The organism is Acinetobacter sp. 1294596, assembly GCF_000582925.1.
GTDB lineage: Bacteria > Pseudomonadota > Gammaproteobacteria > Pseudomonadales > Moraxellaceae > Acinetobacter > Acinetobacter radioresistens.
In genome coordinates, this window is sequence record NZ_JFCC01000010.1 from 48,140 (window position 1) to 62,368 (window position 14,229).

Genomic DNA, 14,229 nt, shown 5'->3' on the forward strand with positions numbered 1-14,229 from the left:
TAATGGCGTCAGCTAAAACTATTATGGTTTTAGGCGATAGTATCAGTGCCGGTTATGGTATGAAACCGGAACAGGGATGGGTTCAATTATTGCAAAAGCGCCTTGACCAACAGTACCCGAAACAGCACAAAGTGGTCAATGCAAGCGTCAGCGGTGAAACCACTAGTGGTGCCCTAGCCCGTTTTCCAAAGCTTTTACAAACCTATAAACCCCATGTAGTCGTGATTGAGCTGGGCGGGAACGATGGTCTGCGTGGACAGCCACCACAGATGATTGAGAAAAATCTTGGACAACTTGTACAGCAGGCAAAAGCTTCAAAAGCCAAAGTGCTGCTATTTGGCATGAAGATACCCCCAAACTATGGCGCGGCTTATAGTCAGAGTTTTGAAAATACTTATAAAAGAGTCAGCCAGCAGTATCAGGTAAAATAGATGCCATTTTTTATGGAAGGAATTGCTGGCAATAAAACCTTGATGCAGGCAGATCTGGTACACCCCAATAGCAAGGCCCAAATGAGACTACTCAACAATGCTTACCCTTATATTAAGGGCGCACTATAAATTAAAGGCCTGGTATGTCATGACATAGCAGGCCTGATTAAATATTTTTCTGTGTTAGAAATCCAAAAACTCTACTTCACCTGTCTCGAGTGAATATTCTGCCCCTACAACAATCATCTTACCTTTAGCAATCAGGCTTTCCAGTACGGCTGAACCATGACGCAACTGGTTAACTGATGCGAACACGTTAGAACGTACTGCATGCTTGGACAGTTTCTTAACATCATTTTTAAGTTCGGTCTGCATCAGGATTTCAACTGAAGGCCGTACACGGTTCACAATTGACATCAGGTTCATGGAAGGTTCCTGATCCGGATTATTCAGAGCATTAATAGTGGCCTGAATTGCACCACAATGACTGTGGCCTAGTACCACAACTACAGCACAGTCATAACGCTCTGCAGCAAATTCGACACTTCCTACCTGCGAAGGTGCAACAATATTACCAGCTACACGAATAACAAACAGGTCACCGAGGCCCTGATCGAATACCATTTCTGCCGGAACACGTGAGTCAGAACAGCCCAGAATAATGGCGAACGGATTCTGATCTTCTGCCATCTCTGCACGTTCCTGATGTGACAGAAGCTTGGGGTGAGTCGTCTCTCCCTTCACAAAACGTTGATTTCCCTGTTTGAGGCGTTCTAAAGCTTCTTGGGCAGTTAGCATTCTATTTCCCATCTGTTTTAAATGTTAAAAAATATTTTAATCCTGCAATTTTTGAATGTCACTGACAAAAAATAGAGTATCGCGTACTTTTTTAACGAACTTCATGAATGAGACGTTTTTATAATGATTGATTCATATAGTTACGTATCAATACTTTGTCAAAATAAAAGACACTGTATGATCAGACCCGCTATTTTCCTGCTGACGGAATTGACTGCATTTTATCTGATTAGTTGTCAGTCAGGTATGCTATCTGTGCCAGAGTCGATAACAATAGCGATTTTTTTATATAATGAGTAACTTTTCAGGGAAGTCCGATAAATGACAGGCTCAAGCATGCAGCGTACTTTTAAATTTTCCTCTACAGTTGCCATGATTTTGCTCGGAAGCTGTTTAAGTATATTAAGTCCAACTGCAATTGCCCAAAATGAAGAATTACAGAAAGAATTTCAGCAGGCCTTACAGGAAGAACGGAGCTGGGCCGGGCTACGCAGCAAAACTCTGAAAGTCGGTGAAGTGACCTGGTCCTACAGTGAAGGCGGACCGGTTGACAAGCCCACACTACTCCTCCTGCACGGTCTTTCCGGAAGCCGTGATAACTGGAACCGGCTGGCTCATTATTTAACGCCGCATTATCATGTGGTCATTCCAGATTTGCCTACAGGAGGTGAAACCCGGACCCCAGCAGATTTTGATATGTCTGTTCCGCACATTACCGAGCAGTTACGCCGTTTTGTCGAGGCAGCTAATATTCCAAACCAGGTGCATCTTGCTGGGCATTCATTGGGTGGTGCAATTGCCATGCTATATGCAGCCCAATACCCTTTTGAAACCCAGAGCCTATTTCTGGTCAGTAGTGGTGGCGTATTTCGAAATGCCAGAACGCCTTATCTGCATAATCCGGCTTACCTTAAACAGCTGGTGGTTTCTAAACCTGGAGATTTTAACTATCTGCTCAAAACTGTAATGCAGAACCCTCCCTTCTTGCCACGCCGTTACAAGCAGGCGCAAGAACAGATCATGATTGCTCAGGCACCACAAACAGCAAAAATGGTAGACCAGCTGGTGGCTTTAAATCGTACCTATACACCGCAGTCTTTTGCACTCTTAGCCCGAACTATTGATGCACCGAGTTTAATTATTTGGGGCAAGCAGGACAGAATCATTAATGTTGAGGTTGCCGAAGAGTTAAAAACACTATTAAAACACGCGGAACCGCCCGTAATTCTGGACCAGGTCGGCCATATGCCCATCATGGAGGCAGAACAGCTAGTCATCCAGCACTACCTGCCTTTTCTGGCGAAGACCCGGAACCTGAAAAAACCGTTAAATACTCAGCCCACTCAACCTTAGGCCATATAAAAACGATTATGACAATAGCCACAAAAACCGAACAGCTGATCGAAGCTCATCTTGATTTTTTACAACATGAATTTAGTTTACCTGAAACTATTGCGCTGGAATTTAGCAGTTTTTATCAATGGTTCAGAAAGCAGCGTTTACAGGATCTCTGGTCTTTTGAAGAGATTAATCATTTATTACAAAAGCAGATTTTGGCCACACCCGCCAGCAGTTTTTTGATTGAACAGATTGCTGAACATATCCGTTTTGCACTGATTCATCCGTGTAATGATTCGACTAGAATAGAAGATGTTATTCCAGTACTGACAGTTGATCGTATTGCCCAATATGTAGCCAGCAAAAGTAAGCATCGTGAACGCCTCATTAAAAGCATCGTAAATAGTCCGGCTTTTTCTGCCATGATTACTCAGCTCATTCAGCATGCCATTCAGGATTATCTGGATAACTCTATAGTCTCAAAAAAGGTGCCGGGTGTAAGCCGTTTTATGAAAATGGGAAAATCGGTCCTGGAAACTGTTACTGATAGCAGTCTAGATGATACAATCCACCATTATTTGCAAAAAAATATATTGAAACTCAGTCAGATGAGTGAACATGTGCTGAACCAGCATTTCGATAATGACAAGCTCTATCATTTTCAAGCCAATCTCTGGCATAAAATTAGAAAACAGCCTTTAAATGTTTTACGACAATATATTGAAGTTGAGGACTTACCCAATACTGTGAAGCTGGGGCATGAAATCTGGGACTTTATGCGCCAGAGTGAGTATTTGAAACAGCAGATTCATGATGGTGTACATGCCTGGTACGTCCGCAATCAGGAACGTAATTTTGATCTTTTACTCCGTGATCTGAACATTGATGAGTCACTGATCCAGCATGAGTTACAACAACTGTTACAGCCAGTAATTCAGACAATGTGCAGTTCCGAATATCTGCGTAAGCGGGCTAGAGTATATCTGGAACGGTTTTATGCTTCCGAATCTGCTCAAAATATTTTAAACGGATAAATTGAAAAAGCCGCTTTGAAAGCGGCTTTTTTAGAGATTTTAGAATTCGTACTTCAAGCTTGCATAATATGCACGGCCAGGTTCGTTATAAGTCTGATTTACTGTATTGTCACGCAGTTTTTGCTCATCAAACAGGTTGCTAATACCAATCCGGCCACTGAAATTGTCATTAAATTTATAGCTTGTATTGATACCGGCCAGACCATAACTTTTAACACTCTCAGTAATTATACCCTGCTTATCTTCAAGCGAAGTTTCTTTATATTGGCGCGGTTTTTGACGGCCATACTGGGTATAAACAAAATTTACATCCCATGCATCAGTAATGTCATAATTGAAAATAGAGTTAATTGTATAATTTGGCACCACCGAGAGAGGATTTCCTGTCTTTTTGTTTACCGAGTCAATCATGTAAGTAAAGTTGTTAGTCCAGGTTACATCCCCCCAATCCAGACTGATACTTCCTTCAAGACCTTGAATAAGTGCTTTAGGAATATTGGTCCATTGCAATACATTATAGGTTGTATCCCCAATAACTACCTGCTGCGTTACTTCATCTCCAGAAGTAATTTTGTCTTCATAATCATTACGGAACCATGCCAGGCTGGCATTTACAATATCTTTCTGAAATTCGAAACCAATCTCTTTATTGATTGAAGTTTCAGGTTTTAGATTGGCATTTCCTTGCAGTACACACTGACTCAGACCAATCGGACAGCCATTTCCTCTTGTACCCAGCAAATATCCTTCCGCATTTTGATAAAGGTTCGGTGCCTTATAGGCTTTGGCAATACCACCTTTTAAAGTGAAGTAATCACCCAGTTTGTGGCTGAGGTTTAAACTTGGGCTCCAATTGGAACCTGACCGGTTATGGTCATCGAAACGTATACCGACCACCATATCTGTAGCATCAGTAATTTTCATATTGTTTTCAAGATATCCAGAAGCTATGCGCGACTTCATCTTGCTACGGTCTCCCGTAGTTAAATTTTCACCGTACGAGCCATCACCCTGTTTGGTATTTTCCTCATCGCTAAAATCATCTTCAACCCATTCAGCACCTATCGTCAGGTTTTGCGGGACATATAGTTCAAGAGGGACGGTGACTTCTCCATTAAAACGCAATGTATCGAGGGTAGAAGTCACCCGGTCTTCCAGACTGTTAATACGGCCTTCACTTGCTCCTGCTGTTCCTTCGGGTAGTCGCTTGTTTTTGGTACGGTCAAATTGAGCAATAAGCTTGCTATCACCCCAACTCCATTCTCCTTCATGAGTCAGAGCATAGTTATCGCGATACAACGTATTAGTTTCTTTACCAAATAATTGAGACAAGATGTCATTAGTAGTCGGGTCAAGATTACTGTTCTGTGAATCACCTGCATACAGGTTACCCTGCCGGCCCGAACCTATATCAAAAAGCAAATGCTGATGATCAGTCATTTTCCAGGCCAAGCGGGCATTAATATCTTTATTTTCTACCCCTTCACGGCCTGCGGCACGATAACCATTTGGCCCCACCACAGGATTGATGTCTGGCGCATCATTATCAGTTTTATTATAATTTCCATAAATTCGATAAGACAGAACATCTTGAATAATCGGTCCACTCAAATTGACACTTACACGATTAGTATCACCTTCTTTACTATTTTCTGGCTGGTTGGTATAAGTTTCAATAGAACCATGTAATTCATTGGACACTTTTTTAGTTTTAATATTGACCACGCCTCCCATAGCGCCAGAACCGTAACGGGCAGCAGCAGGACCTCGCAACACTTCAATTGACTCGATTGCATTGACTGATACCCAGTTAGAATCCCCTCGCGTATCACGTTCCCCTCGCCAGCCATAACGTACAGAATTACGTGAATTTACCGGCTTGCCATCGATCAGAATTAAGGTATTTTCAGGCCCCATTCCACGAATATCGATCTGACGGTTATTGCCACGTTGGCCGGTAGCACTGTTACCGGTTAAGTTTACACCTGGCATACGACGTACATATTCCGAAATATCATTGGTCACGGGTAATTTATCTAAATCTTCTTCTGTAATGATAGAAACGCCCAAAGACTGTTTTACCTGCTCTTCTGCGGTAAGAACCATAGTTTCTAATTTGACAGCATCCTGTGGCTGGCTCTCATTTTCCTGCTGCTGAACCTTGTCTGTTTCAGCTGCATTGGCTACAGATAACATAGCTGAGAGAATCGAAACGGTAAGTACAGACTTCATCATACGGTTAGACATTACTGCCCCCAAATTACGGATTTATGGAGAAAAATGAAATTTAATGTTGCGCAGTGTAACAAAAAACTTTTAAATTAGGAATGATATTGATAACAATTCTCATTATTTATATTTTCTTGTGGTTATAAAAAAACCTCCCGAAGGAGGTTTCTAGATACATATCTGACCTAAAGTAAAACTTACTTAAAGTAAGCACCTTCCGCCTGACTATGGTCAGTCTGGTCGACTACGCGTGACAACTCGGGAATATGCTGTTTCAACGTAGTTTCTACACCCTGTTTTAGGGTTACATCAATTGCTGAACAGCCCTGGCAGCCTCCACCAAATTTAAGTACAGCTGTTAGACCATGTTCTTCATCTTCTACCACTTCCACCAAGGCACAGTTACCCCCATGTCCTGCCAGTCCCGGATTAATCTCTGACTGGAGTACATAGGTAATACGCTCTTCGATTGACGCATCTGGACCGACACGTGGTACTTTAGAGTTTGGAGCACGGAATGTCAGCTGCCCGCCGAAACGGTCTTTATTGTAGTCAATAACCGCATCACGTAGATATGGAATAGACGGGGCATCGATAAATGCAGGAAAATCTGGATAATCCTGTTTGTAGTCAGTAGGAATAATCTCTTCCGGAGCACTATACGCCATACAGCATTCAGCACGTGGTGTTCCCGGATTTTCTACAAAAATACGAACACCAATTCCCGGAGTATTCTGCTTTTCTAGCAAATCATGCAAATACTCTTGTGCATTTGGAGTAATTAACAGGTTCGGGATCTCTTCTGCTACTGCAGTGCTGTTGGTCTCAGTCGACATAACAATTATTCCTCAAGCTATTGCAAGTATTTTAACTGAAGATGCGGGGGATTTCGAAAAAATCAACTAAAATTGTCGGAATTATTATGAAACTCCCATCCACGATCTGTTTTAATGGCATGATGACTTTAAACAGATCCAAATGAATACGAGATTTTATGCTAGGTCTACCTTTTAATCATACCGTTACCCTGATTATTATCACAGTGATCATTTCACTGCTGGCATTTTCCAATCAGGCCCTGATGAATCGCCTGATTTTCTGGCCACCAGCCATGCAGAAAGGTCAGTATGACCGTTTTATTACTCATGGTTTTGTGCATGCAGATGGCGCTCATTTGCTGTTCAATATGATTACCCTGTTTTTCTTTGGCAGTATTATTGAAAGCTTTTATCGACAGTACTTTTATGATCTGGGCTTCGTTCTGTTTTATCTGGGTGGATTAATCATTGCAATTCTGCCAAGTTACCTTAAACATAAAAATGATAGCCGTTGGGCCAGCTTAGGCGCATCCGGCGCAGTTTCTGCTGTTTTGTTTGCATACATCCTGTTTGAGCCCTGGAAACTGATTTTTGTATTTTTTATTCCGGTCCCCGCTATTATTTTTGCAGTTTTATATATAGCGTACAGTATCTGGTCCGGTAAGCGAGGCAACAGTAATATTAATCATAGTGCTCACTTATGGGGTGCTGCTTACGGGGTAATAATGACTGTTATTCTTGAGCCACGTCTGATCCCCCACTTTTTGAACAAACTATCACAACTGCCTTCTTTTTGATAATCTGAATGTAGCAATTGATTAAATTTCTTCTTAAAAAAATTGCTTAGTATAGTGACAATTGTTCTAAGCAATTTTCTTACTTACCAAAGCAAAATTTATTCATTTTTCAACGAGTGGCTTTCTTTTAGGCTTGGCAGCAAGCTTATTGCCACTTGATTAGATTATGAAAAAAATTAAACTATTTTTTACCATTACCAGTTTGACACTCAGTTTTTCTCTGTCTGGCTGTAATGATGATAAAAACGAAGACAATAAACAGAATAAAATACAGCAGCCTAATATATTGTTTATTATGGCAGATGACTTAGGCTATTCAGATCTGGGAGCATTTGGCAGTGAAATACATACGCCTAATCTGGATGCATTGGCGCAAGCGGGTAAAATTCTTACCGATTATCATACAGCCGCAACCTGCTCTCCTACCCGTTCCCAATTGATTTCAGGTACAGATCATCATCTGGCCGGAATTGGTGCAATGGCAGAACTCACTCCTGCCCATTTAAAAGGTCAACCAGGTTATGAGGGCTATCTGAACGAGCGATCTTTATCAATTGCAGAAGTCTTGCGTGATCATGGTTACCGTACTTATATCAGTGGAAAATGGCATTTAGGCTTGACGCCTGAGAGTAATGCTCATGTCAAAGGATTTGACCGCTCTTTCACCTTGCTTCAGGGCTTGGATTTACATTTTAAAGACGCACCTGCTGCATTTAAACGCACAGCGACTTATACAGAAGACGGGAAAATTATTTCTATCGCAGATTTACCTGATGACTTTTTTTCAACAAATTATTTTACTGATAAATTACTGGAATATCTGGAAAGTGGCAAAAATAGTGGCAAACCTTTCTTTGCTTATGCAGCTTACACCGCACCCCACTGGCCCATACAGGCGCCTGAAGCTTATAGCAATAAATATAAAGGGGTTTATGATGCAGGATATGAGGTCATCCGCGAAAACCGGATTAAACGCCAGAAACAGCTCGGTATTATTCCTCCTGACTTTCAGTCAGCCACACCGTTGGCAACTGATAAATTAGGTTATGGCCAATGGACTGAACTGAGTCCAGAACAAAGAGCTATAGAAGCCCGTAAAATGGAAGTTTATGCGGGTATGGTAGAAAACCTGGATACTAATATTGGCAAAATTATCCAGTACTTAAAAGCTAACCGTCTTTATGATAACACCCTTATCTTTTTTGTTTCTGATAATGGTGCAGAAGGTACTATTCGCGGAGCAAGCGATCCGAGTTTCGATGCTTCTCTGAATGCTGTCGGTACAGCACAGTCATATCATTATATTGGTCCACGTTGGGCAGAGGTCAGTGCTGCTCCTTTTCATCTATGGAAAGAAACCGCTGGTGAAGGCGCAACTATTGCACCTGCAATAATAAAAGTCCCTAATGTATTATCAGATTCACAAAAATATCATGGGTTTACTTCAGTACTTGATGTACTGCCTACTGTACTGGATTTCGCCAGCATTCCTGTACCGCAAAGTGAATATAAGGGAAGAAAAATTAACACACCAAATGGCTATTCATGGAAAGCACTCCTACAAAATAAAGCTGCCTCGGTTCGCCCTGCCGATTTCATATTCGGGGATGAATTACATGGCAACAAATATCTACGTTCAGGTGAATGGAAAATAGCCTTGCAGGCGAAACCTGAACTTGGTACAGGCCAGTGGGAACTTTATAATCTGAAAAATGACCGCGGCGAAAATCAGAATCTTGCCGAGCAGTATCCCGATCAGGTTCAAAAGCTGAGTCAAATTTATCAGCAGTATGCACAGCAGCATGGTGTACTGGAATACCGCAAATGAAATTAGCTTTAAGATTAGGGCTGTGCAGTCTGCTTTTTGCAGGCTGCCATAACACCGAACAAAATAGCCTCCCCACAAATAAAAAAAATTTAAATCTGGGGAATATAGAATACTGTCAGTCATATTCTGGACTGCCTTCAGGCTGGTTAGAACAAGCACATGCCGGGATGTTATATATTCCTGAAGGCGAGGTGAAATTAGGATCAGAACTGGCTTATCCAGATGAGATCAATTTTGGGGCTCAAAAAAGGAAAGTGAAAGGATTCTGGATTGATCAGACTGAAGTGACTGTGGCTCAGTTTGCAAGTTTTATAGCAGCTACACACTATATTACCGATGCCGAAAAACAGAATGAAGCTGCCGTATTTGAAGCAGATGAGCAGTCACCACAACAGTGGTGGAAGCTTAAATCAGGTTATAACTGGCGCTTGCCTGAAGGGCCAGAGGGTCCACCTGCCCGCGCTAACGAAGCAGTACGGTACATTACCAAAAACGATGCTGAACATTACGCGCTCTGGCTCGGCCATGATTTACCTTCTGAAGTTGAATGGGAATACGCAGCCAAAGGTAATGACGAGACAGATGTGCCCTTAAAACATGAACCGCGTAATCATCAGCACCGGCCTGATGCAAATTACTGGCAAGGTGATTTTCCCTTTCATAATAGCCAAGAAGACCATTTTAAAGGTATAGCCCCTGTGGGCTGTTTCAGCCCGAATGCCTTTGGACTTTACGATATGATTGGTAACGTCTGGGAATGGACCAGTTCTGTATATACCGGTGCTCATGATGAGCATATGGGAAATTATTCAGCGTTAAGAACTTCGCAGCATATCCCACAATCCTTTGTGATTAAGGGAGGCTCCTTTCTTTGTGCCAGTCAATACTGTGCCCGTTATAGAAAAAGTAGCCGTCATCCACAAGAATTTAACCTGGCTACGACTCATACCGGGTTCCGTACTATTGACCGTGGTAAATAACTACCTTCACTAGCTCATTTTACAAAGAAAAAACTGAACAGAGTAAAGACCATATATTGTTTTATAAGCTTTAATTCATTGCTTGAGTCACAAGAGCATAAAGCAACCATCATAGTAAATAGTTAAAAATAAATACTATAAAAACAAAATCCAAGATTGAGTTATAAAAGAAGTTTTATTATTTTTCGGTAAACTGCTGAATAGGTTTAAATAGCTGTAAAGCCCATACTGAACAAGCAAGTATTATGTTTGAACCGGCGTGGCTTTTATTATTATCCAGACGATTTCTACTCATCAAAACAGATCGGGCAGATTCACGGTTGATCTATTTATAGAGAAAAGCATTCTACTGTTAGACGGTTTTAATCTCTTTACTCACCAGATCAGTTTTCTTATTTTCTTGCAATTTTGTCACATAATGCCACCCCTTAATCCAATCTGGCATAGATAATGTATACAACTGTATATTAAATCAATGATCCGAAGAGATATTTTGCATGTCTAACCCACTTGAAGGTTTACAATTTCCTGTACAGGAAGGCTCTAACAAGCCAAGTACGACCCGTACCGGTAAAGAAATTATTGCTGAAGCATTATCACTGGTCGATTCCGACAGCTCACAGCAGGCATCTAAAGAAAAAAATTGGCGCAAGACATATCCAAAATATTTTAAAGCGCTGGTGTATCAGGGTATCCGGCAGGTTAATCATCCGATTACTATTGCCAAGCAGGGTTTACATAAGGCACATCATAGCTTTGTATTTTACCGTGCAGGTGAATCCTGTTTACTCAAGGATGTGATGCAGATTCCTGTAGAAAAACAGCTTTATACAGTCAAGTTCCAAGGCAAGAGCGATAACACTCCTGAATGGTATGTGCCTTATCATGGCCAGAACCTTCAGGGCCAGAGTTTGCTCAGCCAGATAGAAAAATGGCTGGCAGCTGGCATCATTGAGGCAAGTCATGCTGAAGCTTTGCAGCAGGCTGTAGCACATCCAGAATGGTTTGACCTGTCTGACCGGACACTGGTTTTGCTTGGTGCAGGTTCTGAAGCCGGCCCATTAACCTGGCTGGCTAAATGGAAAGCCAATATTGTTGCTATTGACTTGCCGCGGGCTCAGGTATGGGAAAGAATTTTAAATATTATTGAAGCAGGAAATGCTACGCTTATCGCACCCAGCGATCAGTCTTTTCCCGAACAGGCCAGTATTTCCGAGCTAAAAGAGCATCTGGGGGCCAATCTGTTGACCCAGTTACCAGAGATTGGCCAGTGGCTGGTGACCTTTAAGCAGCAACTGGATTTGGCAGCTATCGCCTATCTGGATGGTGAAAAACATGTACGGGTTTCTATGGCAATGGATGCCATCATGCAATATGTCAGTCAGCATAAACCGGATACCAGCCTAATGTTTATGTGTACTCCGACCGATGTATATGCGGTGCCGGAAGAAGTTGCTCAAGCTGCATCTGACAAGTTCAAACACCGCTCGCAGTTACAAAAGCTTCTAACTAAGGGTATTTCAACCGCTTCTTTGAAACATTTTTTCCAGAAGAACCAGCAAATACTTGTAAAGTCAGATAATGGCAAACATTACGGCATTACTGACTGTCTGGTCTTGGAACAAGGCCCGAATTATGCACTAGCCAAGCGCCTACAACAATGGCGCGCTGTACTCGCACGCCATCAGGGTCAACAGGTCAGTATTAATATTGCCCCATCAACCACGACGCATTCTGTCACCAAGAATCCATTACTAAAGGCTGCCTTTACTGGCGCCAGCTTATTTGATGTAGAAGCATTTGCACCTGAAACTACCAATGCCATCATGGCAGCCCTATGGATCCACGATCTGCGCAATCCTGATTCAGCTGCACATCCAGACACTGCACTAGAACATCCTTTAGAGCTGATGATGGAAGGTGCTAACCATGGCGGTCTGTGGCGTGTCGCTTATCTGGCACGAACTGCACTACCTTTTGCTGCCTTATATGGCCTGGCTTCAGATAAACTGCCAGTAGAAAAACTTCTTTCAAAATTCAAAAAGAAAAGCTGAAGCTTTTTCTGAACAAACAACAGCAGATACAAAAAAAAGCTTTGCCGAGGCAAAGCTTTTTTTAATGTCTATTTTAATTAAACAAATAACTTGAGAAACAGCCAATATAAACCGCCAGATAAGCAAATGGTTGCTGGCAGTGTAAATACCCATGCGGACAGAATAGTTTTGACAGTATTAAAGTTCAGGCCAGATTTATTGGCCACCATGGTACCTGCAACTGCACTGTTTAAAACATGTGTAGTCGATACAGGCATACCCAGGCCATCTGCTGCAGCAATTGTAGACATAGCTACCAGCTCGGCAGACATCCCCTGACCATAAGTCATATGATGCTTACCAATACGCTCACCTACTGTCACGACAATTCGCTTCCAGCCCACCATAGTTCCAAGGCCCAGTGCCAGGGCTACCGCCACTTTGACCCAAGTCGGAATATATTGCAGGAATGAATCCAGATTATCGCGGTATTCATCTACCAGTTTATTCTGAGCTTCAGGTAACGCAGGTAAGGCCTCTGCCTTATCTAGACGCTTAAATGTAGTGGTACTCAGGTACATGTCATTACGAATTTCGCTGACTACTGCTTCAGGCATGTCTCTTAAATTATCATAGGCTGCTACACGCTCACCCAGATGGTCAGTCAGGCTTGCCAATGCTGGCACTACTTCAGGGCTAATTTCCTTGGTCTGGATATAACGGGTCAGTACAGTCCGTGCCTGCTCATCCGGGATATCCTGATAATTAGCATAAATAGCAGAAGCAGTTTGAGTAGATAGCTGTTCAAATGACTGTAAATGTGCCTGATCCAGATTTTTATTCAGAGAGTAAGCTAAAGGTACCAGACCAATCAGAATCAGCATGATTAGGCCCATGCCCTTTTGCCCATCATTTGATCCATGAGCAAAGCTAACACCGGTACAGGTAAAAATCAGGATGGCACGGATCAGTGGCGGAGGCGGCTTGTTTCCTTCTGGCGGCTGAAACAGTTCCATTTGTTTCTTAAAGATCTTCTTAACCAACAGGAACAATACCGCAGCAAATGCAAAACCAATTAGTGGTGAAAACAGTAAGGCCTTACCCACCTTGATGACCTGATCCATATCGATACCACTGGCACCGGTCGCGGCATTTAGAAGATGGTTCATGATACCCACCCCCAAGATTGAACCGATCAGGGTATGCGAACTTGAGGCAGGTATACCAAGAAACCAGGTACCGAGGTTCCAGATGATTGCGGCAATCAGTAAAGCAAATACCATCGCAAAACCGGCACCGCTACTGACATTCATAATCAGCTCAACCGGAAGCAGCGCAATAATACCGTACGCGACTGCCCCACTTGCTACCATTACCCCAAGAAAATTACAAAAGCCTGCCCACATCACAGCCACAGGTGCTGGCAAGGCATTGGTATAGATAACCGTCGCTACAGCATTAGCTGTATCATGAAAACCATTAACAAATTCAAAGCCTAATGCAATCAATAAAGCAGTGGCTAGCAGAATAATAGAATATAAACCAAGCGGCGGAACATGAGCCAGATCAGCATTTACCTGAAAGCCAATGTAGATTAGCGTGGCAACAATTACCGTCAGGAACACCGGCATAAAAAACTTCGGTGTTGGCACGTGTACATTACTGGATGCCACGGGAAGTACTGGATCTGAATCGGGAGGAATATTCGAATTCATCTAGATGGTTTAAGAGGATAATAAAATCCCCTTATTCTTTATTTAAATTGTGACAATTATATGACAAAAGGGTGTCATATAAAGCCAATTTTCATCTAATTGAGCTTATTCAGGTCATCCTTAGAACCCATATCTTTGTTCTTATTCTATTCCTACTATTTTTTATATTTATAAATTCAATAACTTATATTTAAAATAATAAAAAAGAACAAGCTACGGGCTAATAAA

General features: G+C 42.1%; 10 protein-coding genes and 1 pseudogene. 7 read left to right on the forward strand and 4 right to left on the reverse strand.

Features of this window, described 5'->3' with window-relative positions; genetic code table 11:
• The first annotated feature begins 2 nt into the window (after positions 1 to 2).
• Positions 3 to 560: pseudogene (locus J502_RS06085) on the forward strand (arylesterase).
• Positions 561 to 614: 54 nt separating this feature from the next.
• On the opposite strand, the gene J502_RS06090 reads toward J502_RS06085, so the two are convergent.
• Positions 615 to 1,229 (reverse strand): carbonic anhydrase, encoded by a 615-nt coding sequence (locus tag J502_RS06090; RefSeq protein ID WP_005019060.1) that lies wholly within the window; start codon positions 1,227 to 1,229, stop codon positions 615 to 617.
• A gap of 321 nt (positions 1,230 to 1,550) precedes the next feature.
• Between J502_RS06090 and J502_RS06095 the strand changes: the two genes are divergently transcribed.
• The gene (locus J502_RS06095) at positions 1,551 to 2,582 is read left to right on the forward strand and encodes an alpha/beta fold hydrolase (protein ID WP_005406723.1); all 1,032 of its coding nucleotides are present in this window, start codon (positions 1,551 to 1,553) and stop codon (positions 2,580 to 2,582) included.
• A gap of 17 nt (positions 2,583 to 2,599) precedes the next feature.
• A complete protein-coding gene (locus tag J502_RS06100; protein WP_005406793.1) occupies positions 2,600 to 3,601 on the forward strand; it encodes a hypothetical protein in 1,002 nt (333 codons plus the stop codon).
• 39 nt (positions 3,602 to 3,640) lie between these two features.
• Here J502_RS06100 and J502_RS06105 read toward each other — a convergent pair whose 3' ends face one another.
• A complete protein-coding gene (locus J502_RS06105) occupies positions 3,641 to 5,848 on the reverse strand; it encodes a TonB-dependent siderophore receptor (protein WP_034683403.1) in 2,208 nt (735 codons plus the stop codon).
• A 179-nt stretch (positions 5,849 to 6,027) separates the two neighbouring features.
• On the reverse strand, positions 6,028 to 6,666 hold the full coding sequence (gene nfuA, locus J502_RS06110; protein WP_005019052.1) for a Fe-S biogenesis protein NfuA: 639 nt from the start codon (positions 6,664 to 6,666) through the stop codon (positions 6,028 to 6,030).
• A gap of 158 nt (positions 6,667 to 6,824) precedes the next feature.
• On the opposite strand from nfuA, the gene J502_RS06115 reads away from it, so the two are divergent.
• From J502_RS06115 to J502_RS06130, 4 genes are all read left to right on the forward strand, one after another.
• Positions 6,825 to 7,445: a rhomboid family intramembrane serine protease gene (locus tag J502_RS06115; protein WP_005406704.1), complete on the forward strand. Its 621-nt coding sequence runs from the start codon at positions 6,825 to 6,827 to the stop codon at positions 7,443 to 7,445.
• Positions 7,446 to 7,611: 166 nt separating this feature from the next.
• On the forward strand, positions 7,612 to 9,273 hold the full coding sequence (locus J502_RS06120) for an arylsulfatase (protein WP_005406762.1): 1,662 nt from the start codon (positions 7,612 to 7,614) through the stop codon (positions 9,271 to 9,273).
• A complete protein-coding gene (locus J502_RS06125) occupies positions 9,270 to 10,253 on the forward strand; it encodes an SUMF1/EgtB/PvdO family nonheme iron enzyme (protein ID WP_034679794.1) in 984 nt (327 codons plus the stop codon). Before J502_RS06120 ends, J502_RS06125 begins: the two co-directional genes overlap by 4 nt.
• Positions 10,254 to 10,750: 497 nt before the next feature.
• Complete coding sequence (locus J502_RS06130) at positions 10,751 to 12,307, forward strand: hypothetical protein (protein ID WP_005406531.1); 1,557 nt, start codon at positions 10,751 to 10,753, stop codon at positions 12,305 to 12,307.
• 77 nt (positions 12,308 to 12,384) lie between these two features.
• Here J502_RS06130 and J502_RS06135 read toward each other — a convergent pair whose 3' ends face one another.
• Complete coding sequence (locus J502_RS06135; RefSeq protein ID WP_005019044.1) at positions 12,385 to 14,001, reverse strand: inorganic phosphate transporter; 1,617 nt, start codon at positions 13,999 to 14,001, stop codon at positions 12,385 to 12,387.
• Between the last annotated feature and the right edge of the window lie 228 nt (positions 14,002 to 14,229).

Coding starts and splice junctions, on each gene's coding strand:
- J502_RS06090 (WP_005019060.1), bottom strand. CDS start 1,229: ATGCTAACTGCCCAAGAAGCTTTAGAACGCCTCAAACAGGGAAATCAA.
- J502_RS06095 (WP_005406723.1), top strand. CDS start 1,551: ATGACAGGCTCAAGCATGCAGCGTACTTTTAAATTTTCCTCTACAGTT.
- J502_RS06100 (WP_005406793.1), top strand. CDS start 2,600: ATGACAATAGCCACAAAAACCGAACAGCTGATCGAAGCTCATCTTGAT.
- J502_RS06105 (WP_034683403.1), bottom strand. CDS start 5,848: ATGTCTAACCGTATGATGAAGTCTGTACTTACCGTTTCGATTCTCTCA.
- nfuA (WP_005019052.1), bottom strand. CDS start 6,666: ATGTCGACTGAGACCAACAGCACTGCAGTAGCAGAAGAGATCCCGAAC.
- J502_RS06115 (WP_005406704.1), top strand. CDS start 6,825: ATGCTAGGTCTACCTTTTAATCATACCGTTACCCTGATTATTATCACA.
- J502_RS06120 (WP_005406762.1), top strand. CDS start 7,612: ATGAAAAAAATTAAACTATTTTTTACCATTACCAGTTTGACACTCAGT.
- J502_RS06125 (WP_034679794.1), top strand. CDS start 9,270: ATGAAATTAGCTTTAAGATTAGGGCTGTGCAGTCTGCTTTTTGCAGGC.
- J502_RS06130 (WP_005406531.1), top strand. CDS start 10,751: ATGTCTAACCCACTTGAAGGTTTACAATTTCCTGTACAGGAAGGCTCT.
- J502_RS06135 (WP_005019044.1), bottom strand. CDS start 14,001: ATGAATTCGAATATTCCTCCCGATTCAGATCCAGTACTTCCCGTGGCA.